Consider the following 25,871-nt stretch of genomic DNA (forward strand, 5'->3'; position numbering starts at 1 on the left):
GCAGGAAAAGAGATCGATGGAAATCCTGATGTGGATCGTGTTCGCGGTGCTGATGGGGTCGATCCTGGTGGTCGCGCTGTCGGTGGTGATCGTGGCTTCGCGCGAGAACCGCGTCTATTCGGCCGAAGCCAGGACGTGGCAGCGCCTGGCCCAGAGCGGCATCCCGACCCAGGCCGAGGTCGAGTCGCTCAAGCGCTCCGAGCACGAGCTGTCGCGCGGCGGCAGCCAGGGGCAGACGGTGTACGCCTGCGAACTCGCGCTGAAGGTGTTCGACGGCGAAGGCGGCTCGCGGCCCGCCGTGGTGCGCACGCTGATCGACGAGGGCCTGGTGCCGCAGTTCGCGGTGGCCGGCACCCGCGTGCACCTGCTGCGCGACCCGGGCAACGCGGCGGTGCTGGCGGTCGACCGCACGCGCACGCCGCTCGAGATTCCGCGCGCCACCGCCTGAGCGCCCCGCCCTCGTGAAAACAGTCAAACCCTTGCGGCTGAGCGTGATCACGCGCCCGTTCCTGCGCGCCGGCCACCAGCGGCTGGGCCTGACGGTCATGGGCATGCTGTCGACGGAAGACGCCGGCGGCGCAGGTGAAAGTCCAGGCGGCGTGCTGCTGCCCGAGACCGAGTTCTGGAGGACCGTGTCCGAAGAGCTCGGCCCCACCGGCGTGCTCGACCTGGGCATGCCCAAGCCCTGCGCGGAGTTTCTCGCCACCGGCCACGCCTACACCCGCCACCAGCAGGACAAGACGGCCTGCGCTGTCGAGCTGCGCGTGGGCGCGCTGGCCCGGCAGTTCATCGTGTTCGGCGACCGCTACTGGCTCGACGGCCGCGCCACCGCGCCGCAGCCCTTCGATGCGATGCGGCTCGACTGGAGCCGCGCCTACGGCGGCCCGGGCTTCGCGGACAACCCGCTGGGCATGGGCCACGCGCCGGTGCCCGCCGCCGACGGCACACAGGTGCACCCGCTGCCCAACGTCGAGCACCCGCACCGCCGCATCGACCATCCGTCGCGGCACGCGGCGCCGGCCTGCCTGGGCGCCATCGACGTGAGCTGGCCCGCGCGCATGCAGCTCATCGGCCGGCACTACGACAGCCATTGGCGCGAGCACCTGTACCCCGGCTTCGCGCAGGACATGGACTGGCGCCTGTTCAACGCCGCGGCGCCCGAGCAGCGCTGGGCTGACAGCGACCGCATCCCGGGCGGCACGCCATACGAGATCTGGAACATGCACCCCTCGCAGCCGGTGCAGCGCGGCCGCCTGCCGGACTGGCGCGCGCGCGGCTTCATCGCCCGCAAGACGGCGTCGGGCCGCGCCGAGCCCGAGCGCTTCGAGGAGGTCGACCTGCGGCTGACCACCGCATGGTTCTTCCCGCACCTGGCGCAGGTCGCGCTGATCTTCCACGGCGAGACCGCCATCGCGCAAGACGATGCCGCCGACGTCACGCACGTGATGCCGGCCATCGAAGCTGCGTCCGACGCGCCGCGCCCGCTCGAACACTACTTCGCGATCCTGCAGCGCCGCAGCGACCCCGAGACCGGCGCGCTCTACATGTTCCGCGACGACGAACTGCTGCCGGACGGCACCATCGGCCCGTGGCTGGACCAGATGGACGACGAAGAATCCCCGCTCGTGCGCAACATGCGCGAGCGCGGCCGCACGCTGCGCGAAGAGCTCGCCGGGCAGGCTTCGGACATCGGCCACAAGCCGCGCCATTTCAAGGAGCGCGCGGTGCCCGCGCCCTTCACCCGGATGCCGACCCTGGCCGAGCTGCCCGAGTTCATCGCGCAGACCAAGGTCTACGAGCGCGAGCAGCAGCGCAAGCTCGAAGACGGCCGCCGCGAGCTCGCGCAGCTGGCCCAAGCCAACGCCGGCGAGTCGCGCAAGGTGGGCTTCGACACCGGCGAGCTCGTGAACGACGCCACACGCACCCAGGCCAAGGGCCCTCCCACCTTCGACGCGCAGGGCGTGATGCGGGGCCTGCTCGGCATCGCCGGCGCCACGCGCACCGCACCGATGCCGCCGGCACAACAGATGGAACTCGAACACACCGCCGAAAAAGGCCGCCGCGGCCTGATCGACATGTATCGCCTTGCGGCCCAGCACCAGTGCGCCGCCGACGCCATGGGCAGCGAGCGGGCCGGTGCGGCGCGCCAGCGCGTGCAGCAGGCCATGGCCGGCACCCGCGACCTGTCGGACATGGACCTGACGGGCGCCGACCTCTCGGGCATGGACCTGCGCGGCGCCCGCCTGCACCGCACGCTGCTCGAAAGCGCCAACCTCGCCGGCGCCCTGCTCGACGACGCCGACGCCACCGAGGCCGTGCTGGTGCGCGCGAAGCTCGAGGGCGCCTCGCTCGCGGGCTGCGTGCTGCACCGCGCCAACCTGAGCCTGGCGCACTGCGCGCGCACCTCGTTCGCCCGCGCGCGGTTCCATGAAACGGTGATCGAGAAGACGCGCTTCGACGACTGCGACTTCACGCAGGCCCGCCTCGAGCACCTGAACCTGATGGGCATGCACTTCGAGCGCTGCTGCTTCGACGGCGCGCGTTTCGACTACGTCACGCTGCTCGAGCAAAGCCGGCTGCACGACTGCAGCTTCCACGCGGCCACGCTGCACAAGTTCGGCCTGATCTCGTGCGTGGTCTCGCGGCTGGACTTCTCGCAGGCCAGCCTCGAAGCCAGCGCCTGGGTCCACACGCCGGGCGACGAAGGCATCGTGTTCAGCGGCGCCACGCTGCTCACCACCTGCTTCGTGGGCACCAGCAGCCTGCGCACCGCCGGCTTCGAGGACGCCACGCTCGTCCAGTGCAGCCTGCGCGACATGCCGCTGAACGGCGCGCGCTTCGCCCGGGCCACGCTGGACACCTGCGACCTGTCGGCCTGCAGCCTGGTCGGCGCCAACCTGAGCGCCATCGACGCGCCTGAAAGCCTGTTCATCCGCGCCGATTTCACCCATGCCTCGCTGCGCGGCGCCAACCTCATGCACGCCAGCCTCCAGAAGGCCACGCTGGTCGGCACCGACCTGCGCGAGGCCAACCTGTTCCGCGCCGACGTGTCGCAGGCGCTGATCGACACCGTCACCGAAACGCGCGGCGCCTACCTCGAGCAGGCCAAGACCGTCCCGCGCCGCGCGGCGGACCCGGTGCAATGAGGCCGGACGAACTGGCGCAGAAGATTCGCGGCGGCGAGCACATCAAGGGCCAGGACTTCAAGGGCATGCGCTTCGACGGCCTCGACCTGAGCGGCGGTGTCTTCGGCGAATGCGACTTCTCGGGCGCGAGCCTGCGCGGCGCGCGGCTGACCGAATCGATGCTCGACAGCTGCCGCTTCGACGACGCGGCATTCGACGGCGCCGACCTGCAGCGCGCGGCCTTCCACAAGTGCGCCCTGCCGCGCGCCAGCCTGCGGCAGGCGGCGATGACGCGCACCGTCTTCAGCGCATCGCAATTGCAGGACGCGCAGCTGAACGGCGCGCAACTCGACCTTGCGGCCTTTCATCAAAGCGAACTGGGCCGGGTGCATTTCGGCGGCGCGGACCTCACCAAGGCCGTGTTCGGCGAATGCGCGCTCGAGGACGCGCGCTTCGACGACGTGGCGCTGCACACCACCGTGTTCTACCGCGCCGCACTGCGCGGCACCGGCTTCCAGGGCGCGAGCTTTCACAACGTGATCTTCAGCGAGGCCGACCTGGCCGGGCAGGACTTCTCGGCGCAGGCCTTTCACCTGTGTCAGTTCATCGACGCGGACCTCACGGGCTGCAACTTCGACCGCGCACGGCTGAGCCAGTGCAACTTCAAGGGCGCGACGCTCGAGCGCGCGGTGCTCACCGGCGTGCACGCGCCGCAATGCCTTTTTCCGGAGGCCGACCTGCGCCAGGCCGACTGCCGCGGCGGGCACTTCGCGCAGAGCCTGTGGGTCGATGCGCACCTGGCCGATGCCGACCTGTCCGGCGCGCAGCTGACGCAGTGCATCTTTCATCGCGCGCGCTGCAACCGCACCTCGTTCGCGCGCAGCGACCTCGTGTACGCCGATTTCTCCTATGCCGACCTGGCCGACGCCGACATGCGCGGCGCCACCTTCCAGCGCACGCAGCTGCACCGCGCCATGCAGGACGGCACGCGCTGGAGCGACCGCCTCGGCGTGCTCGACAACGACCCCGCGCTGTTCGAGGCCGAGCGCGTGGCCGCCGCGCGCACCAGCCGGCCGCAACGCGCGGGGCGCGACGCCTACGGCCGCCCGCTGCGCACACCTCGCATGTCTATCCCCCTGCCCGAGGAGCCAGGCTCATGACCCACCGCGCCATTCGCGAGCAACCGCACGCCGTGCACACCCAGGCGTGCGCCGGCGAGAGCCATGACGAGATGCAGGCCTTGCTGCACAAGCCCTTGCCGCCCTCCTCGACGCCCTCCCCGCCCTGGACCGGCAGCGCACTGGGCCATGTCGTGCAGGTGCTGGACGACGGCCGCTGCCTCGTCGAGGCCCAGGCCGGCGGCGACCGCTGGCACAGCCCGCGCGCCGCGAGCTGCCTGCTCGCACCGGGCGTGGGCGACACGGTGCTCGTGGCCGGACCGCAGCGCGACCATGTCTACCTGATCGCCGTCATCACGCAGGCCGATGCCAGCCGGTCGGAGCTGGTGGTGGACGGCGACGTCACGCTGCGCTCGCGCCACGGCGGCATTGCGCTGCAGGCGCAGACGCAGATCGCCCTGGCGTCGCCGGAACTGACTTTGCACGCGCAGAAGGCCAGGCTCGAGGTCGACGACATGGCCTACCGCGGCGGCGAAGTGCGCGTCACCACGCTGGTCGCGCGCTTCATCGGGCGCACCTGCGAAACCGTGCTCGACCGCCTCAGCGTGCTCACGCGCTCCAGCTTCCGGTTGACCGAAGAGGTCGATCAGGTGCGCGCCGGCCAGATCGACTACCAGGCGCGCGAGACGCTGCGCCTGCACGCGAAGAACACGCTCGTGACCAGCAAGGCGCTGGTCAAGGTCGATGCCGACCAGATCCACATGGGCTGAACCCGGCCCGACGCAACCAGGAAGGAACCCAGCCGCATGTTCGCCAACAGCCAGATGATGGGCGTGGACCTCGCGTTTCCCGACGTCTGCAAGACGCCACCCGCCATTCCCATTCCCTACCCCAACTTCGCGCTGGGCCCCACGGCCATTCCCAATGCCTGGAACATCCTGTACGGCGGCACGCCGGCACACAACATGGCCACCGTCACGCCCATCACCAACGGCGACAACGCGGGCGTGCTGATGGGCGTGGTGTCGCAGACCGTGATGGGGCCGTCGCGCCACATCACCGGCGCCTTCACCGTGCTGCTGAAAGGCACGCCGTGCACGCGCATGACCAGCCTGGCGGTGCAGAACCGCTGCAACATCATCGGCATGCGGATCGTGCCGAGCCAGTTCAAGGTGCTGGTGCTGGCGGCTTGAACCGCGCGGGGGCCTGGTCCCGGCGCTTCTGCTTCTGTCAGACCTTGAACACGCTCACCGCCTGAACCAGACTGCCCGCCTGTTCCTGCAGCGAGCCGGCCGCCGCCGCGGCCTGCTCCACCAGCGCGGCGTTCTGCTGCGTGGCCTGGTCCATCTGCGAGATGGCCTGGTTGATCTGCTCGATGCCCGAGGTCTGTTCCTGGCTCGCGGCCATGATCTCGCCCATGATGTCCGTCACGCGGCGCACGCTGGCGACGATCTCTTTCATCGTGCGGCCCGCCTCGGCCACCTGGTCGCTGCCGGCGCCGACCTTGTCCACCGAGTCGTCGATCAGCAGCTTGATCTCCTTGGCCGCGCCCGCCGAGCGCTGCGCGAGGTTGCGCACTTCCGAGGCCACCACCGCAAAGCCCCGGCCCTGCTCGCCCGCACGCGCGGCTTCCACGGCCGCGTTCAGCGCCAGGATGTTGGTCTGGAAGGCGATGCCATCGATCACGCCGATGATGTCGACGATCTTCTTCGACGACGCATTGATCGAGCCCATGGTGTCCACCACCTGGCCGACCACGTTGCCGCCGCGCACCGCCACTGCCGAGGCCGACACGGCCAGCTGGTTGGCCTGGCGCGCGTTGTCGGCGTTCTGCTTCACGGTGGAAGTGAGTTCTTCCATCGACGCGGCGGTCTGCTCCAGCGAGCTGGCCTGTTCCTCGGTGCGTGAAGACAGGTCGAGGTTGCCCGAGGCGATCTGGCCGCTGGCGGTGGCGATGGTGTCGGTGGAGCCGCGAATCTCGCTCACCGTGCCGGCCAGGCTTTGCTGCATCTGCTGCATGGCGTGCAGCAGGCTGGCGCTGTCGCCCGGCTGCAGTTGCACCTGCATGCCCAGGTCGCCCGCGCCGATGCGGCGCACCACCTCGGCGGCATAGCCGGGCTCGCCGCCCAGCTGGCGGTACAGGTTGCGCGCCATGGCCCAGGCCATGCCGCCCACCACCACCATCAGCGCGCCGCCGATCGCCAGCAGGATCACCGTGTTGCGCCAGAAGGCGGTGTCGATGTCGTCGATGTAGTCGCCGAAGCCGACGATCCAGTCCCATGGCTCGAACTTGACGATGGCATAGAGCTTCTGCACTTCCTGCTTGGCGCCGGGGCGCGTGCCGTAGGCCGTGAGCGTGGCCACGGTGTGGCCCGCCAGCGCGGCGCGGTAGCGCTCGCCGGCTTCCTTGCCGCCCTTGGCGTCCACGATGCCCACGCGCTTGGGGTTCGGGTGCACGTAGTTCACGTCATTCGTGTAGCCGCGAACGAAGAAGTAGAGCTCGTCCTTGCGCAGGCTGCCGATGAGTTTCTTCGCCTCTTTCTGCGCCTGCTCGCGGGTGAGCTCGCCCGCCTTCTCCTGCTCGTACAGGCGCTCGAGCGAGGCATTGGCCAGCACCACCAGCGTGGAGAGTTGCGCGGTGCGCTCCTTCATCATCGATTGGCGCAGCGTCGACAGCGAGACGGAGGCAAGCACGACCATGCCGATCAGGGCGGCGGCACACAGGAGAAGGATTCGGGTTCGCAGTTTCATGGAAGGCGGTCGACAGCAGGAAGTTGGGTACTTCCGGCTTATCGGCAGCGCCGCCGGAATCTTGAGCCCAAGGGGCCCTTCTTCTGTCAGGGTTCGCTGAACCAGGCCTCGGCCCAGCCCTGGCGCTTGACCGGGTTGAATTCGCTGAACTTGAAGCTGGCGAGCTTTTCCGTGCTGAACGGGTCTTCCGCAAAGAAGGCCTGCAGCGCCTCGAGCGACGCGGCGCGTGCCAGCATGAAGCCGCCGGTCGCCGGCACCTTCGGGCCGGAGCACAGCAGCAGGCCGGCGTCATAGCCCTGTTGAAGGTAGGCGCGGTGGGCGGGCACGCAGGGCTGGATCCGGTCCAGCGTCACGAGGTAGTTGATTTCGACGATGAAGTGCTTCATGCCCCATGCCAAGCACCGGCCGTGCCAGCCTGGCCGGCCGGGCCGGCCGCAGGCGATCTATTCCGCCTATTCCGCCTATTCCGCCTTTACCCCGGCCGTGCGGATCACCTTGCCCCACTTGGCCGTCTCCGCCGTGATGAAGGCGTCGAACTCCTCCGGCGTGCTGCCTGCCGGAATGGTGCCCATGGCATCGAGCTTGGCGCGCGTATCGTCGCTCCTGACGATGCGCGCCACCTCTTCCGACATGCGCTTGACGATGTCGCGCGGCGTGCCCGCCGGCGCCAGCATGCCGGCCCAGGTGCTGCCGGTGAAGCCCGCGAACCCCTGTTCGATGAACGTGGGCACCTCGGGTGCCGCGGCCAGCCGCTTGTCGCCTGCCACGCCGATCAGCCGCACCTTGCCGGCCTTGGCCTGGTTGATGAGGCCGGTGGGCGCATCGAAGAACAGCTGGATCTGCCCGCCCATCAAATCGGTCAGCGCCGGGACCGCGCCGCGGTACGGAATGTGGATCATGTAGGTCTGCGTGAGCGACTTCCACAGCTCGGTGGTGAGGTGCGCGGCCGAGCCGTTGCCCGACGAACCGAAGCTCACCTTGCCGGGGTTGGCGCGCGCGAAGTCGATCAGGTCGCGCGCGGTCTTGAACGGCGCATCGACATTCACCGCCGCCAGCAGCGGCGACACGCCCATCAACGACACGCCGGTGAGGTCCTTGCGCGGGTCGTACGGCAGCTTGGGGTACAGCGTGGTGTTGGCCGCGTAGGCCGCGATGACGACGCCGAAGGTGCTGCCGTCCGGCGGTGCCTTGGCGATGGCGTCGACGCCGATCAGGCTGTTGGCACCGGGCTTGTTGTCGATCAGCACGGGCTGGCCCAGCCGTGTCTGCAAGCCGATCTGCACCAGCCGCGCCATCTGGTCGGTGAAGCCCCCGGGCGTGTAGGGCACGACGATGCGAATCGGCTTGCTGGGCCATGCGGTCTGCGCAAAGGAGGGCAAGGCAAGGCTGGCTGCGGCGGTGGCGAGCGTGAACCTGCGGCGGGACAGCGTGGCGTGAGACATGTGGCGAGAACCCCTCTTTGTTGTTGCAGAACGGACTGGGGCATTCTCGAAGTGGGGCATGCGAAGGATGGTCAGGGTTTGCCCGGCGCTGGGTCTTGGGTGTTTTTTTCAGGGCGCGCTCACGCCGACGGGTACCTTGCTCCGCGAATGTCCCCCGGGCTTCGCCCTCCTCCTTTATTTCGCTGCGCAAGGCACCCCGTCGGCGTGAGCGTTATCAGAGCCGTGGTTGACCGGCGAGCACCAGCGGCCTGTGCATTCGCCCCGGACATCGGGCTCGGCTGAGCAGACTCAACGCGCCAATGGAAAGCGCATGTCGAAGCGCGCACCGCCACCGCTTTCGTTCGCCGCCTCGATGCGTCCGCCATGCGCATGCACGATGGCCTGCGACAGCGCCAGGCCCAACCCGAGGCCTGGTGTCTTCTCGTTCGAGCGTGCCGTCGCGCCGCGGTAGAAGCGCTCGAACAGGTGCGGCAGCTCGTCGCCGCGAATGCCGGGCCCGCGGTCCGACACGCTGATGACGGCTTCGTTCGCCTGGGCGTCCGCGCGCAGGCGAACGTGCACCGTGGTGCCGGCCGGCGAGAACTTCAGCGCGTTGTCCAGCAGGTTGGCCAGCGCCAGGCTCGCCGCGCCACGGGCCACGCGCGCGGCCACGGGTGGCGCGGGTTCCAGCAGCAGCTGCAGCCGCCGCTCGCGAGCCATCGGCTCCACGCGCCGCACCGCTTCTTCCGCGAGCAGGTTCAAGGACACGGTCTCCACCGCATCGCGTTCCTGCCCTGCATCGAGCCGCGCGAGCACCAGCAGTTCCTCGACCAGCAGCGTGAGCGACTCGACTTCTTCGAGCGACGAATGCAGCGTCTCCACATAGGCCGCGGGCTCGCGCGGCCTGCGCAACGCCAGCTCGAGTTCGGTGCGCAGCCGCGACAACGGCGAACGCAGCTCGTGCGAGGCATCGGACGTGAACCGCCGCTGCGCCTCCATGCCGTGCTCGATGCGCGCCAGCATCGCGTTGAGCGTGTCCACGAGCCGCCCGATCTCGTCGTTCGTTCCCGGGTGCGGCAGCCGTTCGCCCAGGTTGGCGTCGCCGATGCGGTGCGCCTGCTGCACCACGTCGTCGATGGCGCCGAACGCCCGCCGCGTGATCAGCGCGCCCGCCGCGCCCAGCGCCAGCAGCAGCGCCCCGCCAAGAATGAGGAACAGCACGCTGGCCATGGCCACGGTGCGGTTCACGTCGTCGAGCGAGCCCGCCACCTGCACCGCCAGCAGCGCGTGGCGGCCCGGCACGGGCACCGACACCATGCGCGTCGGCTCCTCGCCGAAGCCGTTGAGCGTCTCGAACACGGTCTCGCCCGCGGCAAGCTGCTCTCGCAGCACCGGCGGAATGGGCAGCTGCGCCTCGCCGAGGTTGGCACTGCGCGCCAGCACGCGGCCGTCGGCATCGACGATCTGCACCAGCCGGTCGAGCCGCACGAACGACGGCGCGCCGGGGCCGGGCGGGGCCTCGTGCACGATCACGGTGTCGCCGTCTCCGGCGGACAGCAGCATGCCCATCTCGGTTTCGGCCAGCGCCAGCAGCGCGGCGTCGAGTTCGCGGTGCACGCTGCCCGAGAACACCAGGTACGCGCCGAAGGCCGCGATGGCCATCACCACCACGATCACGCCGACGTGGGCCAGCGCCAGCCGCTTGCGAAAACTAAGCATGCGCGCTCGAGGTGTCGCCGGCCAGCGCCAGCCGGAAGCCGCGCCCGCGCACCGTGTGGATCAACGGCGCGGCCGGCGGCGCGTCGACCTTGCGGCGCAGGTTGCTGATGTGCACGTCGATCAGGTTGTCGATGGCGATCAGGTCGTCCTTCCACACCTGCTCGGCCAGGCGCGAGCGGCTCACCACCTCGCCCACGTGGCGCAGCAGGATCTGCAGGATGGCGAACTCCTTGTGCGTCAGCTCCAGCACCATGCCGCCGCGCAACACGCGCTGGCTCATCGGGTCCAGGCTCAGGTCGGCCAGCGACAGCACCACGGGCCGCATGATCTCCGAGCGCCGCAGCAAGGCGCGCACGCGCGCCAGCAGTTCGTCGAAGGCGAAGGGCTTGGTCAGGTAGTCGTCGGCGCCGGTGTTCAGGCCGGCCACGCGGTCGCTCAGCGCGTCGCGCGCGGTGAGCATCAGCACGGGCGTCTTGCAGCCGCGCTGGCGCAGGTCGCGGCACAGGGTCAGGCCGTCCTTGCCGGGCAGCATCCAGTCGAGCACGATCAGGTCGTAGGCGATCACGAAGGCTTCTTCGTCGCCCTCTTCCGCGGTGTGCACCGTGTCGACGACGAAGCCCTCCTCCTGCAGCCCGCGCGCGAGCAGGCGCGCCGCCTTGCGGTCGTCTTCGATCAACAGGATTCTCATGGGGGCGGATCATGCCGCGCCTTCCTGACCGCTGGCCGTCGGGCACGGATCCTGAAGAAAACTTCAGGCTTTCTTGAGGGCTTCTTCAGCCGGTTTTTCCTACCCTCCTGCGCAGGAAGCGGGAGCGAATCGAGGGCATGGGGCGGCACCCCGTGCGCGGCGCGCCCGCTCGAACGAGGCCCGAGCCGGACGCCCGAGATGAAGAAGAAATCCCTGTACCAAGTCACCAATGCCCGCATCTTTTTCGGGGTGCTGACCTGCGCGGCCCTGTGTTTCGACTCGTTCGACAACACGGCCCATGCCGCCACCCCCGCAGCCGACGCAGCAGCCACCGCCCCCGCGCCGATGCTCGTGCGCCAGGGCAACCGCCTGAGCGTGCCCTCCGGCTCGCCGCTGCGCGACCGCTTGCTGGTGGCCACGGTCGGCGAGCAGAACTCGCCGCACGAGGTGAGCCTGCCCGCCACGGTGGAAGCCAACCCGGCAAACACCGTCAACATCCTGCCGCCGCTGACCGGCAAGCTGCTGGAGCTGAAGGTGCGCCTGGGCGACAGCGTGAAACGCGGGCAGGTGCTGGCCACGATGAGCTCGCCCGACCTCGCGCAGGCCGTGTCCGACGCGCAGAAGGCGCGCGACGCGCTCGAACTGGCGCAGCGCGCGCTGGTGCGCGCACGCGGCGTGAACGAGGCCGGCTCCAATGCGGCCAAGGACGTGGAAGCGGCCCAGAGCAGCGTGGCGCAGCAGAGCGCCGAACTGCGCCGCAGCGAGGCGCGCCTGCGCAGCCTGGGGGCGGACGGCACCGGCGGGCAGGCCGGGCAGGCCGGGCAGGTGCTGAAGATCGTCGCGCCCGTCACCGGCACCGTGACGGCCCTGAACGCCGCCGCGGGCGCCAACTTCAACGACGCCAACGCGGCGCTGATGACGGTGTCGAACCTCGACGCGGTGTGGGTCACGGTGAACGTGCCCGAGAACGTGGTGGGCGCGGTGGCGCCGGGGCAGAACGCGGTGGTCACGCTGGCGGCCTACCCGGGGCGCAGCTTCAGCGGCAAGGTGGGCTTCGTGAGCGCGGTGCTCGACGCCGACACGCGCCGCGCCCGCGCGCGCATCGTGTTCGCCAACCCCGACGGGCTGTTCAAGCCCAACATGTACGCCACCGCCGTGCTCGGCGTGCCACAGGCGGCGCAGGCACAGGTGCCGGCGTCGGCGCTGCTGATGAACAACGACAGCGTGAGCGTGTTCGTCGAGGCCGAACCCTGGACCTTCGTGCGCCGCCGGGTCGAGCTGGGCCGCGAGGACGGCGACAGCGTGCGCATCCGCAGCGGCCTGGCCGCGGGCGAGCGCGTGGTGGTGCGTGGCGGTGTGCTGCTGAATGATTAATCTCATCATCACCCAGTTCTTTCGCCGCAGGCACCTGGCCTGGGCGATGTCGATCGCGCTGGTGCTGTTCGGCGCCTGGTCGTGGACGCAGATGACGGTGGAGGCCTACCCCGACCTCGGCGACGTGACGGTGCAGGTCACCACGCAGGTCAACGGCCTGGCCGCGGAGGAAATCGAGCAGCAGATCACCACGCCGCTGGAGCGCGCGCTGAGCAACACGCCGGGGCTGGCGTCGATCCGCTCGAGCAGCACCTTCGGGCTGTCGCTGATCAACCTGAGCTTCAAGGACGGCACCGACGACTACTTCGCGCGCCAGCGCGTGACCGAGCGCATCGGGCAGGTCAGCCTGCCTTCGGGCGCGCAGCCGGGCCTGGGCCCGGTCGCGGGGCCGGCCGGCGAGATCTACCGCTACACGCTGGAGTCGGACACGAAGAACCTGATGGCGCTGTCGGAGCTTCAGCGCTGGAAGGTGATTCCCGCGCTCAAGCAGGTCGCGGGCGTGGTCGACATCAACAACTTCGGCGGCTTCACCAAGGAGTTCCAGCTGGAGCTGGACCCGGCGCGGCTGCAGAAGTACGGCCTGGTGCTCAACGACGTGGTGACGGCCATCAACACCAACAGCGCCAACGCGGGCGGCGGGCGCATCGCGCGCGGCGACCAGAGCTACGTGGTGCGCGGCATCGGGCAGATCCACACGCTGGACGACCTGGGCACGGTGGTGGTGGCGCAGAACGGCGGCTCGCCGGTGCTGGTGCGCGACCTGGGGCGGCTGCAGTTCGGCCACCAGGAACGCGGCGGCATCCTGGGCAAGGACACCAACCCCGACACCGTCGAGGGCATCGTGCTGATGCTCAAGTACGAGAACCCCTCGCGCGTGCTCGAAGGCGTGCACAAGAAGATCGACGCGCTGCAGGCGGAGCTGGCGCCCCTGGGCGTGAAGATCGTGCCCTACATCGACCGCGACGACCTGGTGAAGCTCACGGTCGACAAGGTGACGCACACGGTGCTCGAAGGCATGGCGCTGGTGTGCTTCGTGCTCATTCTTTTCCTGGGCAGCCCGCGCAGCGCGGTGGTGGCGGCGGTGGCCATCCCGATGTCGCTGGTCACGGTGTTCATCGTGATGCACTTCACCCGCATGCCGGCCAACCTGTTCTCGCTGGGCGCGATCGACTTCGGCATCATCGTGGACGGCGCCATCGTGGTGATGGAGGCCATCCTGCGGCGGCGCGAGGAAGAGCCCGAGGCCACGCTCACCGAGGGCAACATCCTCGAAACCGTGAGCCATGTGTCGGGGCCGATCTTCTTCGCCACGCTGATCATCATCACGGCGTACTTTCCGCTCTTCGCCTTCGAGCGCGCCGAGGGCAAGCTGTTCAAGCCGATGGCCTTCACGGTCGGCTACGCGCTGGTGGGCGCCCTGCTCTGCGCGCTCACGCTCATTCCCAGCCTGGCCTACGTGGCGCTGCGCAAGCCAAGCAAGCCCTTCGTCAACAAGCCGCTGGTGTGGCTCACGGCCGCGTACCGGCGCGTGCTGGCCAGGCTGCTCGACGTGCCCGCCATTGCCTACGGCCTGAGCGCGCTGGCGCTGGCCGCGGTGGTGGTGCTGGGCGCCACGGCCGGGCGAGAATTTTTGCCCGACATCGACGAGGGCGCGCTGTGGCTGCAGGTGCAGCTGCCCTCGGGCCTGTCGCTGGACAAGGCCAGCGAGATGGCCACCGAGATGCGCCACGTGCTGCTGGAGTACCCGGAGGTGTCGTACGTGGTGACGCAGCTGGGCCGCAACGACGATGGCACCGACCCGTGGACGCCTTCGCACATGGAAGTGCCCGTGGGCCTCAAGCCCTACGGCGAGTGGCCAGCCGGGGTGAACAAGGCGGCCTTCGTGCGCACGCTGACCGAGCGCTTCGCGCGCATGCCGGGCTTCGACGTGGGCATCAGCCAGCCGATCATCGACGGTGTGAACGACGCCGTGGGCGGCGCGCACAGCCCACTGGTGCTGCGCATCTACGGCGACGACCTGAAGGAAAGCCGGCGCATCGGCAACCAGATCGTCGAGCTGCTGGGCACGGTGCGCGGCACGGCCTCGGCCTCGCTGTTCCAGGAGCCGCCCATTCCGCAGGTGGTGATCGAGCTGAACCGCGAAGCCGCGGCGCGCTTCGGCGTGAACGCGAACGACGTGGCCAGCCTGGTGCAGACCGGCATCGGCGGCGCACCGGTGATCACCGTGTACGCGGGCAACCGCACCTACAACGTGTCGGTGAAGATGCCCCCGAGCGCCAAGGGCAACACCGAGGCCATCGGCGCGCTGCTGCTCAACAGCTCCAGCGGCGCCAAGGTGCCGCTCGCGCAGGTGGCCGACATCCGGCTGCAGACCGGCGAAAGCACCATCTCGCACGAGATGAACGAGCGGCAGATCACGGTGCGCGTGGACAACCGCGACCGCGACCTGGCCTCCTACCTCGACGAGGCGCGCGAGCGCATCGCGAAGGAAGTGAAGTTCGACCCCGCGAAGTTCCGCCTGCAGTGGGCCGGCCAGTTCGAGAACCAGCAGCGCGCGCAGTCGCGCCTGGGCATCTCGCTGGCGATCGTGGTGAGCATCATGGCGGTGCTGCTGTTCTTCCAGTTCGGCAAGATCCGCCAGGTCGCGCTGATCCTGGGCGTGGTGCCGATGGCCACATTGGGCGGGCTGATCGCGGTGCACGTGGCGGGCGAAACGCTGAACGTGGCGACGGCGGTGGGCTTCATCGCGCTGTTCGGCGTGTCGATACAGAACGGGATCATCATGGTCGCGAACTTCCGCCGCGTGCGCGGCGAAGGGCTGGCGCTGCAGGAATCGGTGCTCGAAGGCGCGGCCGAGCGCTTGCGCCCGGTGCTGATGACGGCCACGGTGGCCTCCGTGGGCATGCTGCCGGCCGCGCTGGCCACCGGCGTGGGCACCGACGTGCAGCGCGGGCTGGCGACGGTGGTGGTCGGCGGGCTGGTGGTGTCGACGCTGCTGACGCTGTTCATTCTGCCGACGCTGTTTTTCGCGATGGAACGCTTCTTCGAGCGCAAGGGTTGGGGCACGCGCTCCCGCCGCGACCGTTGAGCAGGCAGGAGACAAGACACATGAAGAAGACAAGCCTTGCAACGCCCGTGGCCGCCGGCATTGCGCTGCTGCTGGGCGGCTGCGCGGTCGGACCCGACTATGCGCGGCCGGCGCTGAACCTGCCGGCCGGGTACACGGCCGCGCCACCTGTGTCCACAGAGGCCGAGGGCGTGCCCTTGCCGCGCATGTCGAGCGAACTCGACGTGCCGGCGCAGTGGTGGCAGGCCTTTCGCTCGGAGCCGCTGAACGCGCTGGTCGTGCAGAGCCTGGCGGGCAACCCGAACATCGAGGCCGCCGACGCCGCGCTGCGCGTGGCGCAGGAGAACGAGGCCGCCGACCGCGCGGCTTTCTGGCCCAGCGTGGCGGTGGGCTACACGCCCACGCGGCAACGCGTGGCCGGGGCGGTGGCGAGCCCGGTGGCGTCGAACGCGAACCTGTACACGCTGCACACGGCGCAGGTGACCGTGTCGTACACGCCCGACGTGTTCGGTGCCACGCGCCGCACGGCCGAAGGCGCGCAGGCGCAGACCGAGCAGCAACGCTTCCAGGCGCTGGCCGCGAGGCTCTCGCTGAGCAGCAACGTGGTGGCCGCCGCGATCACCGAGGCCTCGCTGCGCGCGCAGCAGCGCGCCACGCTGGCGATCGTCGCGGACCAGAAGGAAGTGCTGCGGGCCTACCGCCGGCAGCAGGCGCTGGGCCAGGTGTCGCTGGCCGATGTCGACGCGCAGGAGGCCTCGCTCGCCGCCACCGAGGCCACGCTGCCGCCGCTGGACAAGCAACTGGCCCAGCAGCGCAACCTGCTCGCCACGCTGGCGGGCCGCTACCCGAGCCAAGGCGTGGCGGCGCAGTTCGACCTGGAAGCCTTGCAACTGCCCGCCGAGCTGCCGCTCGCGCTGCCGTCCACGCTGGTCGAGCACCGGCCGGACGTGCGCGCGGCCGAGGCGCAGTTGCAGGCCGCGAGCGCGGCCATCGGCGTGGCGGTGGCCGCGCGCCTGCCCAATGTGACGCTGGGCGCCAACTACGGGTCTTCCGCGTACACGCTGTCGCAGCTGTTCAAGTCGTCGTCGCTGTTCTGGACTCTGGCGGGCAGCGTGACGCAGCCGGTGTTCGACGGCGGCGCGCTCAGGCACAAGGAAGCCGCGGCCCGCGCCGCGTTCGACCAGGCCGGCGCGCAGTACCGCGCCACGGTGCTCGGCGCGTTCCAGGACGTGGCCAACACGCTCGAGGCCATCGACGCCGACACCCGCACGCTGCAGGCGGCCCTGAAGTCGGAGCGCACCGCCTCGCAGAGCCTGGCGCGCACGCGCACGCAGGTGCGCCTGGGCGATGCCAGCGCGCTTGCGCTGCGCGTGGCGCAGCAGGCCCAGCAGCAGGCCCAGCTCAACCTGGTGCAGGCGCGCGCGCTGCGGCTGACGGACGCGGCCGCCCTCTTCCAGGCGCTGGGCGGCGGGTGGTGGAACGCCCCGCCGGCGCAGCTTGCGGACGCTTCCGTTTCAGTCCCAGCCTCCCTTTCTTCATCTTCCACCGCACCGACCGCAAAGCCATGAACATCCTTCGCCACGAGATGGGCCCCCGCTTCAGCGAGATGGTGACCGTCGACCTGGGCACCGCCCGCCTGCTCTACCTGTCGGGCCAGGTGGCGGAGAACCCGTCGCTCGACATCACCGGGCAGACGCGCGAGATCCTGCATCACATCGACAGGATGCTCGCCACCCAGGGCGCGAGCAAGAACGACCTGGTGAGCGTGACCATCTACCTGCGCACCGTGGGCGACTACGCGGCCATGAACTCGGTGTGGGACGAATGGGTGCCGCCGGGCCACACGCCCGCGCGCGCCACGGTCGGCGCGAAGCTGATCGACTCGGAATACCGCGTCGAGATCCAGGCCATCGCGGCCGTGGGCGCCGCGGCATGACATCGCTGCGGCGCGCCGGCCTGCTGTGGGCGCTGGCGCTCGGCGGCTGTGCGTCCTTCGATGCGCATTCCCTGGACCGCGCGGCCGGCTGGCACGCGGCGCAGGTGGTGGCCGTGGGGCGTGCCGACGCGCTGGGGCGCTCGGCCGACCGGGACTGCGGCGGCTCGGGCGCGGAGGCCTACGTGGTCGTGCGCTACCGCAACGGCGGGGTGCACTCGCGCTCGCTGGGTACCTCGCGGTTGCCGCCGGGCGTGCCGCTCAGCGTTGGCGACGCGGTGTACGTGAACCTGCCCGAATGCAAGGTGACGCTGGCGCTGCCCGCCGAGGTGAGCCGCACACCGCGCTGAAGGCGGCGCGGGCGCCTGTGCCCCACCAGCCTCGCCAGCCTCGCCAGCCCGCTGCTGCTAGAGCGGCAGCAGCTCCACGGGCTGGCCCTTGCCCAGCCATTCCTCGAACTCGTCGGACAGCCGCTGCGCCTCGCGCGTCGCCTGGCCCCAGGCCGCGATGCGGGCCTGCGCATCGTTGGCGAAGCGGATGAAGTCCTTGCGGTCGGGCAGCTTGCCGTTGGGCAGCGAGCGCACCCAGTCGCGGTCGGGCGCCAGCACCACCATGCGGTCGAGGAAGCCGGTCGACTTGTGGCGCCAGCGCAGCCCCTTGTCGAGCCAGCCCGGCACCACCGCCTGCTGGAAGTGCGGGTACAGCACGATGCCGTCGTCGGCCGGCTGGTAGTCCAGGTGCAGGTGGTAGTCGGTGATGCCGCCGTCCCAGTAGGCGCCGCGCGGCGCGCCCGGAATGTCGTGCACCGCCGCCAGCAGGAACGGAATTGAACACGACGCCTGCAGCACCATGTTGAAGTTGGCCTCGCTCAGCGCATGCTGGCGGGTGCGGAGGTCGCGCGTGCCGAAGGGCAAGGCCGCGCCGGGCGTGGAGAACACGCAGCGCTCCAGCCACGCGCCCAGGCTCTTGCGGTGCAGGCTGTTGGTGGCAAACGCCCCCAGGTAGCCGACCGGCGTGCGCGCCCTGCCCTCGCGCCCGAGGATGTGGCGCCCGCGCGAAGTCACCACGTGCAGCCGGTAGCGCGCGTGGTCCAGCACCTCGGCAATGCGACCGCCGTAGAACGCGTCGAGGCTTTCGGCGAAGCGCTCGCTGAGCTGGTGCGGGCTGAGCCGCTTCTGGCCTGGCGGCACTTCGAACTGCTGGTGCACGTAGTCGTGCTCGAAGCGCCCGAAGGCGGCGTCGGGGTCCGACAGGCAGGCCGTGGCCAGCCGCCACGCGCCGATCGACGCGCCCACCAGGTGCACCTGCTGGCTCGACTGCGTGAGCCAGCGCCCGAAGATGAAACGGTCGAGCGGCCCGAGGATCAGTCCCTTGGGCCCGCCGGCCGCACCGGGGATGGTGCGCACGTCCTGCGGGCGCAGGCCGTTCTGCTCGATGTGCTTGCGGGCCGCGGGGCCGGCGTAGATGCGCAGGGCTTTCATGCCTTGGCGGTCTCGAAGGGATTGATGACTGGCACCCCGAAACCGGCAAAGTCGGCCACGTTGCGCGTCACCACGGTGAGTTGGTGCTGCTTTGCGGTCGCCGCGATCATGGCGTCTTCATAAAGAGTGTCCGAACTGCGGTGCATGAGCCTGGCCCAGAGCCTGAAAGTGGCCGCGTCCATCGGCAGCACGTTGTAGGAAGCGGCGACCAGCGCCAGCCAGCGTTCGATCTCGTCGGCTTTCGCCGGGTCCTGGTCGCGGGTGATTTCGATGCCGATCTGGATCTCGCCGAGCGTCACCGCCGACAGATTCAGCTCGTTGTCGGCGATGGGAGCGAACCATGCGAGAACCGCGCCATGGGGGCGCGGCCGGCGCAGTTCCGAAATGACGTTGGTGTCGAGCAGATACATGCGGATGCGCGCCTCAGCCCATCGGCTCGATGCGGCGCCTGCGCGCGCCGCCGCGCTGGGGCACGAGGAACTCGGTGCGCGCGTCGTCGGACAGCAGCAATTCCTTGAAGGATGGTTGCGCCGCGCTGTGCAGTCGCCGCCACTCGGCGGCGGGCACCAGCACAGCCGCTTCGGCGCCACGCTTGGTCACCATTTGCGGCCCGTCGCTGAGACAGGCCTCGAGAAATTCGCTGAAACGCGCTTTCGCGTCTTGGACAGGCCAGCTTTTCATGGCGATCACCCCATCAGACTAGTTGACTGACTAGTTTAATGCGATGACCGCCGCGCTGCGCGAAGCAGGTTACTTGCGCAGCCCCTGCAGCTTGGCAAACGCACTCGCCATCTGCCCCGCGGGCTGCGGCGCGTTGTCGCGGCGGCCCTGCTGCTGCTGGCCGCGCCCGGCGCCTTCGAAGCGGTTGTCGCGCGGGCCGTCGCGGCGCGCGGGCGCCGCGTCGAGCTTCATCGACAGGCCGATGCGCTTGCGCGCCACGTCCACTTCCATCACCTTGACCTTGACGATGTCGCCGGTCTTCACCACTTCGCGCGCGTCGTTCACGAACTTGTGGCTCAGCTGGCTCACGTGGACCAGGCCGTCCTGGTGCACGCCGAGGTCGATGAACGCGCCGAACTGGGCCACGTTGCTCACGGTGCCCTCGAGGATCATGCCCTCGACCAGGTCCTTGATGTCGTCCACGCCGTCGTTGAAGCGCGCCACCTTGAAGTCGGGGCGCGGGTCGCGGCCCGGCTTCTCGAGTTCGCCCAGGATGTCCTTGACCGTGATGACGCCGAACTTCTCGTTGGCGAACAGCTCGGGCTTGAGCGTCTTGAGCATGTCGGCGCGGCCCATGAGCTCGGCGATGGGCTTGCCGGTCTTCACGATGATCTGCTCGACCAGCGGATAGGTCTCCGGGTGCACGCCGGTGATGTCCAGCGGGTCGGCGCCGTCGCGGATGCGCAGGAAACCCGCGCTCTGCTCGAAGGCCTTGGGGCCGAAGCCGGTCACGTCGAGCAGCTGCTTGCGGGTGGAGAACGCGCCGTTGGCTTCGCGCCAGCGCACCACGGCCTTGGCCACGCTGCCGGACAGGCCCGAAACCCGCGACAGCAGCGGCACGCTGGCGGTGTTCAGGTCCACGCCCACGGAGTTCACGCAGTCTTCGACCACGGCTTGCAGGGTGCGCGCGAGCTCGCTCTGGTTCACGTCGTGCTGGTACTGGCCCACGCCGATGCTCTTGGGGTCGATCTTCACGAGCTCGGCCAGCGGGTCCTGCAGGCGGCGCGCGATGGAGGCGGCGCCGCGCAGGCTCACGTCCACGTCGGGCATTTCCTGCGAGGCGAATTCGCTGGCGGAATACACGGAAGCACCCGCCTCGCTCACGACGACCTTGTCGACCTTCATCTCGGGCGCGCCGGCCTGCGCGGCCATTTTCTCGAGCAGCTTGATGAGGTCGGCGGCCAGCTTGTCGGTCTCGCGGCTGGCGGTGCCGTTGCCGATGGCGATCAGGTTCACACCGTGCTTGGCGCACAGCTTGCCCAGGGTGTGCAGCGAGCCTTCCCAGTCCTTGCGCGGCTCGTGCGGGAACACGGTGGCGGTCTCGACCAGCTTGCCGGTGGAGTCGACCACGGCGACCTTCACGCCGGTGCGGATGCCCGGGTCCAGGCCCATCACGACGCGCGGGCCGGCGGGTGCCGCCAGCAGCAGGTCGCGCAGGTTGTCGGCGAACACCTTGATGGCGACCTTCTCGGCGTCTTCGCGCAGGCGGGTGAACAGGTCGCGCTCGGTCGACAGCGCCAGTTTCACGCGCCAGGTCCAGGCCACGCACTTGCGCAGCAGGTCGTCCGAGGGGCGGGCCGCGTGGCTCCAGCCCAGGTGCAGCGCGATGCGGCCTTCGGCGATGCTGGGCTTGCCCGGCTCGGGCTCCACCGGCAGCACCAGCTTGGCGTCCAGGACGTCGAGCGCGCGGCCGCGGAAAACGGCCAGCGCACGGTGCGAGGGCACGCGGCCGATGGGCTCGTCGTATTCGAAGTAGTCGCGGAACTTGGCCACGTCGGCGTTGTTCTCGTCCTTGCCGGCCATCAGGCTGGACTTGAGCAGGCCTTCGCTCCAGAGCCATTCGCGCAGACCCTGCACCAGGGCGGCGTCCTCGGCCCAGCGTTCGGAAAGAATGTCGCGCACGCCGTCGAGCACGAGCGGCACGGTCGAGAAATCGGGGCCCGGCTTGCCGTCGTCCAGCGTGGTGGCGGGCTGCAGGAAGGCCTTGGCTTCCACGGCGGGGTCGAGCGTGGGGTCGGCCAGCAGCTTGTCGGCCAGCGGCTCGATGCCGAATTCGCGGGCGATCTGGCCCTTGGTGCGGCGTTTCTGCTTGAACGGCAGGTACAAGTCCTCGAGTTCCTGCTTGGTGGGCGCGAATTCGATCGCGGCGCGCAGTTCGGGGGTGAGCTTGCCCTGCTCGTCGATGGCCTTGAGCACGGCGCCGCGGCGGTCTTCGAGTTCGCGCAGGTAGGAAAGGCGGGCTTCCAGCTCGCGCAGCTGCACGTCGTCGAGGCCGTCGGTGACCTCCTTGCGGTAGCGGGCGATGAATGGAACCGTGGCGCCTCCGTCGAGCAGTTCGACGGCGGCCTTCACCTGGTTCTCGCCGACCTTGATTTCGGCGGCGAGCTGGCGAATGATTTTCTGCATGCTTGAGCGCGTCCCTGGCAAAGCGCGGGAGTTTGCCATAGGCGCGGACGGCCTCCGCCCGCGCGCCCCGCCGGGGGTGTTACAGCATGCTTTCGGCTTCGGGCCGGGTGCTCGGCGGCTCGGGCGCGACGGCCTTGCACGGCACCACCAGCCGCACGCACAGCCCGTACGGCGCCAAGCGCATGATGTCGAGCTCGCCGCCGATGGCCTCGGCGCGCGAATGCATGCTGCGCAGGCCCTTGCCCAAGTGGCCCGGCACCGCCAGGTCGGGCGATCCGCCGGCCTGTGCCTGCATGCCGCGGCCGTCGTCGCGCACTTCGACGGCCAGCGCCCGCCCCCGGTCCAGCGCGGCAATGCGCAGCTCCACGCGCTTGGCGCGGGAATGGCGCAGCGCGTTGGACAAGGCCTCCTGCGCCACGCGGCAGACCTGCGTGGCGGTCTCGGGCGGCAGGTCCAGCGCCTGGGCCTCGGGCGCGATGTTCCATTCCAGGACGATGCCCATGCGCTCGAAGGCCGGGCGCAGGCGGTAGCGCAGGTGGCCCAGCCGTTCGAGCACGGTGGCGTTGCTCTGGTCGTCCAGGTCGTCGACCGTCATCTGGAGTTCGAGCAGGCAGGCCTGCAGCGCCATGGCCAGGCTGTCGGGACCGCTGGACTTGGGGTCCTGGCTTGCCAGCAAGGCCACCAGGCGGGAGCCGACGCCGTCGTGCAGGTCGTTGGCGATGCGCCGGCGCTCGTCCATCACGGCGCGCACCTGCCGCAGCCGCGCGCCGCGGCGCTGGGCGAGGTACCAGATGCTGAGGATCATGCCCAGCACCAGCACGTTGATCACCTGCAGGGCCCAGAAAGTGAATGGCATGTCATCCGCCATGACGCTGAAGGCCGAGGTGGCCCGGATCACCTGCGCCGCCACCGGCGTCAGGTGGAGTGCCCCGGCCAGCCCGGCCCACATGAGCACGCGCCGGCGCGAGATCCGCGTGCGCAGCCACATCAGCAGCAGTCCCCAGGTTCCGACCGACAGCCACACGAACTGGTCTTCCAGGAGGTGCGGTAGGTGAAGGACCTGCGGCGACAGCATGTGACGGCCTATAAAAGACCCCGGTGAGACGCAAAGCTCACCGCCTGCGCACGTGTGTGGGCGTGCAGTTTCCTGTAAATATTCTTGACGTGGGCGTTGACGGTCTGGGCGCTGATGGTGAGCTGCAGCGCGATCTCCTCTGTAACGTACCCCGTCGCTACAAGTCGCAACACTTCTCGCTCACGCGCGGATAACGTCGCCTTGCTTTCCGGCGGGCGCACCGGGTTCACATTGGTGCGCTTGTGATCGAGGTGCACCAGCAGCCGGCGCGCCAGCCGCGGCGTGATGGCCGCGCCGCCGTTGACGACCTGCAGCACGGCCTGCGCATAGCTCTGGAACCACGCGTTCTTGACCAGGTAGCCGGAGGCGCCGAGTTCGAAGGCGTGCAGCACCTGGGGTTCGTCCTCGAGCGCGGAGATGACGATGATCTCGGCCGCGCTGCGGTGGCGCTTGGCCTCCTCGATCAGCTCGAATCCGCTGCCGTCGCCCAGGCGGATGTCCACCATGAGCACGTCGAATTCATGCTGCATCAGCAGGCGCCGGCCTTCGCGCAAGGTACCGGCCTGCCCTTCGAGCTGGATGCGCAGGTCGCCCAGCAGTTCCTGGGCAATGACGCGGCGCACGAAGGGGTCGTCGTCCACCAAGAGAACGCGTACCGGTTTGGTTTCCTGGCCGGTCAGGAAATCCGGCCAGGGAAGAGTGTCGGCGGACGGTGAGAGCAACCCACCGAACTGCCCGGGATTGGAGTATTTCCTAGCCCCGGTACCAACGTCTGTCAACGAAATGTCGAGATCGCTTTCCATTCCAACCCCTTTGTGACAATTAAAGCTCCGTGTTCGTGTCCAAAAGTTAATTCATTTCTACTCAGATTTCGGACTTCGGTTTTTTTGATTACTTCGGTTGCATTTTGTTTCTGATGGCCGGGTATGTCCAACGAAAGTTGTAGTTTTTACATCTTTCTTCGGATGGTGAATCGGTTTCTTGTGACCACACGCAACCTCGTCTTCCATGCCTTTCGCCATAGCCTCGCACTACCCAGAGCAGGGCATTTTTCATTCGCGACTCGACGCAGAAACTGCACCTCGGTCGTCGCAGAAACATTCGATTCGGCGTCAAAGACCGCGAACTGAGGGCCGGAGGGGCCGGTCCTCGGATGTGTTCCACAAATCCTTAGAGGCAGCATCATGAAGAAGACTCTCATCGCGATCGCAGTGGTTCTGGTTGGCGGCGTTGCTTCGGCAACCGGCAGCTCGGCCATCGCAGCCACGTCCACCACGACGGGCTCGTCCAGCTCGGCCGGCTCCACGGCCGCCAGCTCCGGAACGGGCAGTGCACTGAGCTACAACGCCGCGAACTCCAGCTCGTCGGCCAACGCCAGCGCAGCAGGCAGCGCATTCGCCGTTCCGGGCTTCGCCATCGGTGGCGCCTCGACCCACGGCGCCGCCACCACCACGGGCGGCGTGACCAGCATCGCTGTCACGACGGGCAACGGCCTGGCCATCGGCGGCGCGAACGCGTCGGCCAATGCGACCTCGGCCGGGGCCGCCAACTATTCCGCCGGCGGCTCGACCCATGTGGCCGGCAGCGTTGGCGGTGCTTCTGCCTCGACCACCAACAACACGGCCGCAACGGCCGCCGGCCCTGGCGGCGGTCTCGCCGTGGTGACGCGCACCTCGACCACGACCGCGGGCTACAACGCCACGTCGGGCGCCATCAACGGCCCGATCAACGGCACCAGCACCACGGCAAACGCAGGCTCGACCGGCGGCTCCTTCGGTGTCAGCAACTTCGCCTTCGGCAATGCAGCGGGCTTCACCAACGGTGGCGGCACCGCCGGCGCCGGCACCGCGACCTCGACCGCATCGGCTCCCTGAACGCCTGCACGCACCGGTTGTTGCACTCATGGGGAGGGGCCCAGCCCCTCCCCGGTCATCAAAGGAGACGAAAAATGAAGAAGCTGCTTTTCAGTGTGTTGCTGACCGCATCCGTGGCGGCAATGGCCCAAACGACCAACAACGGCGGTAGCGCCAATGCATCGAGCAGTTCGGCGACCACGTCGGCCCAGGGCAACAACCAGGCCGTGACCTTCTCCAGCCCGGCCAACGTGACCAGCACGATGACCAGCAACCAGAACGTCAACAATTCCGGAGCCACCACGAACACGGTGGACTACCAAGGAAGCTACACGATCAAGAACGTGCCGTCCGTCAACGGGCCGAACCTCACCACCAGCAACGACACCTGCATGGGCAGCACGAGCGCCAGCGCGAACGGTCCTGGCGTCGGGCTCAGCTTCGGCACCACCTGGACGGACGAGCACTGCAAGCGGCTCAAGATGAGCCGCGAACTCTGGAACAAGGGCATGAAGGCGGCTTCGCTCGCCATGGACTGCATGGACGCCGCGGCCCAGGCCGCGCTGGAAATGACCGGCACCAAGTGCCCGCAGTCGATGACCGGCGACGAACGCGTGACGGCGTACGGCCCGCAGGCCTCCGCCAGCGGTGCGGCACCGCCGCGCCCGGTGGCAGCCGCGGCACCCGTGGCGCCCGTTGCCCCCATCGCGCCGGCCCCTGCCGCACCGGTCCAGCCCGTGGCGGTCATCGCACCCGCGGTTCCCGCGCCGGTCCCGGCCCAGGCACCCGCCGCCGCCACGCCCTTGCCGCCCACGGCACCGCTGCCGCCGCCACCCGCGCCGATGGTGCAAGCCGCCCCCGTCGCACCGGCCCCGCAAGCCGTCGCCGTGGTGCCGCCGGTGACGACGACGCAACCGATCGCGGCAGTGACCGTGGAGGCTGCGGCCCCGACGGCCCCGGTCGCGGCAACGAAGCCCGCCGCCGTTGAAATGACGCCGGTCGCCAGCGCCACGGTCACGGTCATCGATCCGGCCGATGTCGCCGCCATCCGGGCCGCCCGCCTGATGAGCGAGCCGACCGCCGACGTCGCGGTGGCGCGCCGGTCGACCGACTTCCCGCAATGAGCACCGGGAGTCCGAG

The 25,871-nt window shown here is 69.4% G+C and carries 23 protein-coding genes; 12 read left to right on the plus strand and 11 right to left on the minus strand.

The features are described from left to right. The first annotated feature begins 16 nt into the window (after positions 1 to 16). Genes BM004_RS12765 through BM004_RS12785 form a run of 5 tightly spaced genes read left to right on the plus strand, consistent with a single transcriptional unit; the run spans position 17 to position 5,436 of the window. Positions 17 to 448 carry a hypothetical protein gene (locus tag BM004_RS12765; RefSeq protein WP_093121844.1) on the plus strand — a complete coding sequence of 144 codons (432 nt, stop codon included), beginning with the start codon at positions 17 to 19 and terminating at the stop codon, positions 446 to 448. A 13-nt stretch (positions 449 to 461) separates the two neighbouring features. Next, positions 462 to 3,146: a DUF2169 family type VI secretion system accessory protein gene (locus tag BM004_RS12770; RefSeq protein WP_093213706.1), complete on the plus strand. Its 2,685-nt coding sequence runs from the start codon at positions 462 to 464 to the stop codon at positions 3,144 to 3,146. Continuing rightward, positions 3,143 to 4,285 carry a pentapeptide repeat-containing protein gene (locus BM004_RS12775; RefSeq protein WP_093213708.1) on the plus strand — a complete coding sequence of 381 codons (1,143 nt, stop codon included), beginning with the start codon at positions 3,143 to 3,145 and terminating at the stop codon, positions 4,283 to 4,285. The genes BM004_RS12770 and BM004_RS12775 overlap by 4 nt, the downstream gene beginning before the upstream one ends. Then, positions 4,282 to 5,013: a DUF3540 domain-containing protein gene (locus BM004_RS12780; RefSeq protein WP_093213711.1), complete on the plus strand. Its 732-nt coding sequence runs from the start codon at positions 4,282 to 4,284 to the stop codon at positions 5,011 to 5,013. The genes BM004_RS12775 and BM004_RS12780 overlap by 4 nt, the downstream gene beginning before the upstream one ends. Before the next feature lie 36 nt (positions 5,014 to 5,049). Continuing rightward, positions 5,050 to 5,436, plus strand: a complete 387-nt coding sequence (locus BM004_RS12785) for a DUF4150 domain-containing protein (protein WP_093213713.1) — start codon at positions 5,050 to 5,052, stop codon at positions 5,434 to 5,436. 37 nt (positions 5,437 to 5,473) lie between these two features. Here the strand turns inward: BM004_RS12785 and BM004_RS12790 are convergent, their stop codons facing one another. From BM004_RS12790 to BM004_RS12810, 5 genes are all read right to left on the minus strand, one after another. Further along, positions 5,474 to 6,994 carry a methyl-accepting chemotaxis protein gene (locus BM004_RS12790; RefSeq protein ID WP_093213715.1) on the minus strand — a complete coding sequence of 507 codons (1,521 nt, stop codon included), beginning with the start codon at positions 6,992 to 6,994 and terminating at the stop codon, positions 5,474 to 5,476. 86 nt (positions 6,995 to 7,080) lie between these two features. Continuing rightward, the gene (locus BM004_RS12795; protein ID WP_093213717.1) at positions 7,081 to 7,380 is read right to left on the minus strand and encodes a YciI family protein; all 300 of its coding nucleotides are present in this window, start codon (positions 7,378 to 7,380) and stop codon (positions 7,081 to 7,083) included. A 75-nt stretch (positions 7,381 to 7,455) separates the two neighbouring features. Then, positions 7,456 to 8,436, minus strand: a complete 981-nt coding sequence (locus BM004_RS12800; RefSeq protein ID WP_093213720.1) for a tripartite tricarboxylate transporter substrate binding protein — start codon at positions 8,434 to 8,436, stop codon at positions 7,456 to 7,458. A gap of 288 nt (positions 8,437 to 8,724) precedes the next feature. After that, positions 8,725 to 10,134, minus strand: coding sequence for a sensor histidine kinase (locus BM004_RS12805; RefSeq protein WP_093213722.1), 1,410 nt, complete (start codon positions 10,132 to 10,134; stop codon positions 8,725 to 8,727). Next, entirely contained in the window at positions 10,127 to 10,822 is a 696-nt protein-coding gene (locus tag BM004_RS12810; protein ID WP_093213725.1) for a response regulator transcription factor, read from the minus strand. The genes BM004_RS12805 and BM004_RS12810 overlap by 8 nt, the downstream gene beginning before the upstream one ends. 198 nt (positions 10,823 to 11,020) lie before the next feature. Between BM004_RS12810 and BM004_RS12815 the strand changes: the two genes are divergently transcribed. Genes BM004_RS12815 through BM004_RS12835 form a run of 5 tightly spaced genes read left to right on the plus strand, consistent with a single transcriptional unit; the run spans position 11,021 to position 17,546 of the window. Then, positions 11,021 to 12,196, plus strand: a complete 1,176-nt coding sequence (locus tag BM004_RS12815) for an efflux RND transporter periplasmic adaptor subunit (protein ID WP_093213727.1) — start codon at positions 11,021 to 11,023, stop codon at positions 12,194 to 12,196. Further along, positions 12,189 to 15,284: an efflux RND transporter permease subunit gene (locus tag BM004_RS12820; RefSeq protein WP_093213729.1), complete on the plus strand. Its 3,096-nt coding sequence runs from the start codon at positions 12,189 to 12,191 to the stop codon at positions 15,282 to 15,284. Before BM004_RS12815 ends, BM004_RS12820 begins: the two co-directional genes overlap by 8 nt. A gap of 20 nt (positions 15,285 to 15,304) precedes the next feature. Further along, on the plus strand, positions 15,305 to 16,831 hold the full coding sequence (locus BM004_RS12825; RefSeq protein ID WP_093213732.1) for an efflux transporter outer membrane subunit: 1,527 nt from the start codon (positions 15,305 to 15,307) through the stop codon (positions 16,829 to 16,831). Beyond that, positions 16,828 to 17,199, plus strand: a complete 372-nt coding sequence (locus BM004_RS12830; protein WP_093121813.1) for a RidA family protein — start codon at positions 16,828 to 16,830, stop codon at positions 17,197 to 17,199. Before BM004_RS12825 ends, BM004_RS12830 begins: the two co-directional genes overlap by 4 nt. Continuing rightward, positions 17,196 to 17,546, plus strand: coding sequence for a hypothetical protein (locus BM004_RS12835; RefSeq protein ID WP_093121811.1), 351 nt, complete (start codon positions 17,196 to 17,198; stop codon positions 17,544 to 17,546). The genes BM004_RS12830 and BM004_RS12835 overlap by 4 nt, the downstream gene beginning before the upstream one ends. A gap of 57 nt (positions 17,547 to 17,603) precedes the next feature. Here the strand turns inward: BM004_RS12835 and BM004_RS12840 are convergent, their stop codons facing one another. The 6 genes from BM004_RS12840 to BM004_RS12865 form a co-directional block, all read right to left on the minus strand. Beyond that, positions 17,604 to 18,677, minus strand: a complete 1,074-nt coding sequence (locus BM004_RS12840; protein WP_093213735.1) for a patatin-like phospholipase domain-containing protein — start codon at positions 18,675 to 18,677, stop codon at positions 17,604 to 17,606. Further along, on the minus strand, positions 18,674 to 19,087 hold the full coding sequence (locus BM004_RS12845; RefSeq protein WP_093121806.1) for a type II toxin-antitoxin system VapC family toxin: 414 nt from the start codon (positions 19,085 to 19,087) through the stop codon (positions 18,674 to 18,676). The genes BM004_RS12840 and BM004_RS12845 overlap by 4 nt, the downstream gene beginning before the upstream one ends. Positions 19,088 to 19,100: 13 nt before the next feature. Next, entirely contained in the window at positions 19,101 to 19,358 is a 258-nt protein-coding gene (locus tag BM004_RS12850) for a type II toxin-antitoxin system Phd/YefM family antitoxin (protein WP_093214106.1), read from the minus strand. A gap of 69 nt (positions 19,359 to 19,427) precedes the next feature. Next, complete coding sequence (locus tag BM004_RS12855) at positions 19,428 to 21,803, minus strand: Tex family protein (protein WP_093213739.1); 2,376 nt, start codon at positions 21,801 to 21,803, stop codon at positions 19,428 to 19,430. A gap of 79 nt (positions 21,804 to 21,882) precedes the next feature. Continuing rightward, positions 21,883 to 22,878: a sensor histidine kinase gene (locus BM004_RS12860; protein WP_093213743.1), complete on the minus strand. Its 996-nt coding sequence runs from the start codon at positions 22,876 to 22,878 to the stop codon at positions 21,883 to 21,885. 8 nt (positions 22,879 to 22,886) lie between these two features. Then, positions 22,887 to 23,681 (minus strand): LuxR C-terminal-related transcriptional regulator, encoded by a 795-nt coding sequence (locus BM004_RS12865; RefSeq protein ID WP_093121798.1) that lies wholly within the window; start codon positions 23,679 to 23,681, stop codon positions 22,887 to 22,889. 381 nt (positions 23,682 to 24,062) lie between these two features. On the opposite strand from BM004_RS12865, the gene BM004_RS12870 reads away from it, so the two are divergent. Continuing rightward, positions 24,063 to 24,752, plus strand: a complete 690-nt coding sequence (locus BM004_RS12870; protein ID WP_093121796.1) for a hypothetical protein — start codon at positions 24,063 to 24,065, stop codon at positions 24,750 to 24,752. Positions 24,753 to 24,826: 74 nt separating this feature from the next. Continuing rightward, positions 24,827 to 25,855 carry a hypothetical protein gene (locus BM004_RS41960; protein WP_256219876.1) on the plus strand — a complete coding sequence of 343 codons (1,029 nt, stop codon included), beginning with the start codon at positions 24,827 to 24,829 and terminating at the stop codon, positions 25,853 to 25,855. Positions 25,856 to 25,871: the final 16 nt, after the last annotated feature.

Origin of the sequence: Variovorax sp. OK212 (genome assembly GCF_900112425.1) — a bacterium.
Lineage (GTDB): Bacteria > Pseudomonadota > Gammaproteobacteria > Burkholderiales > Burkholderiaceae_C > Variovorax.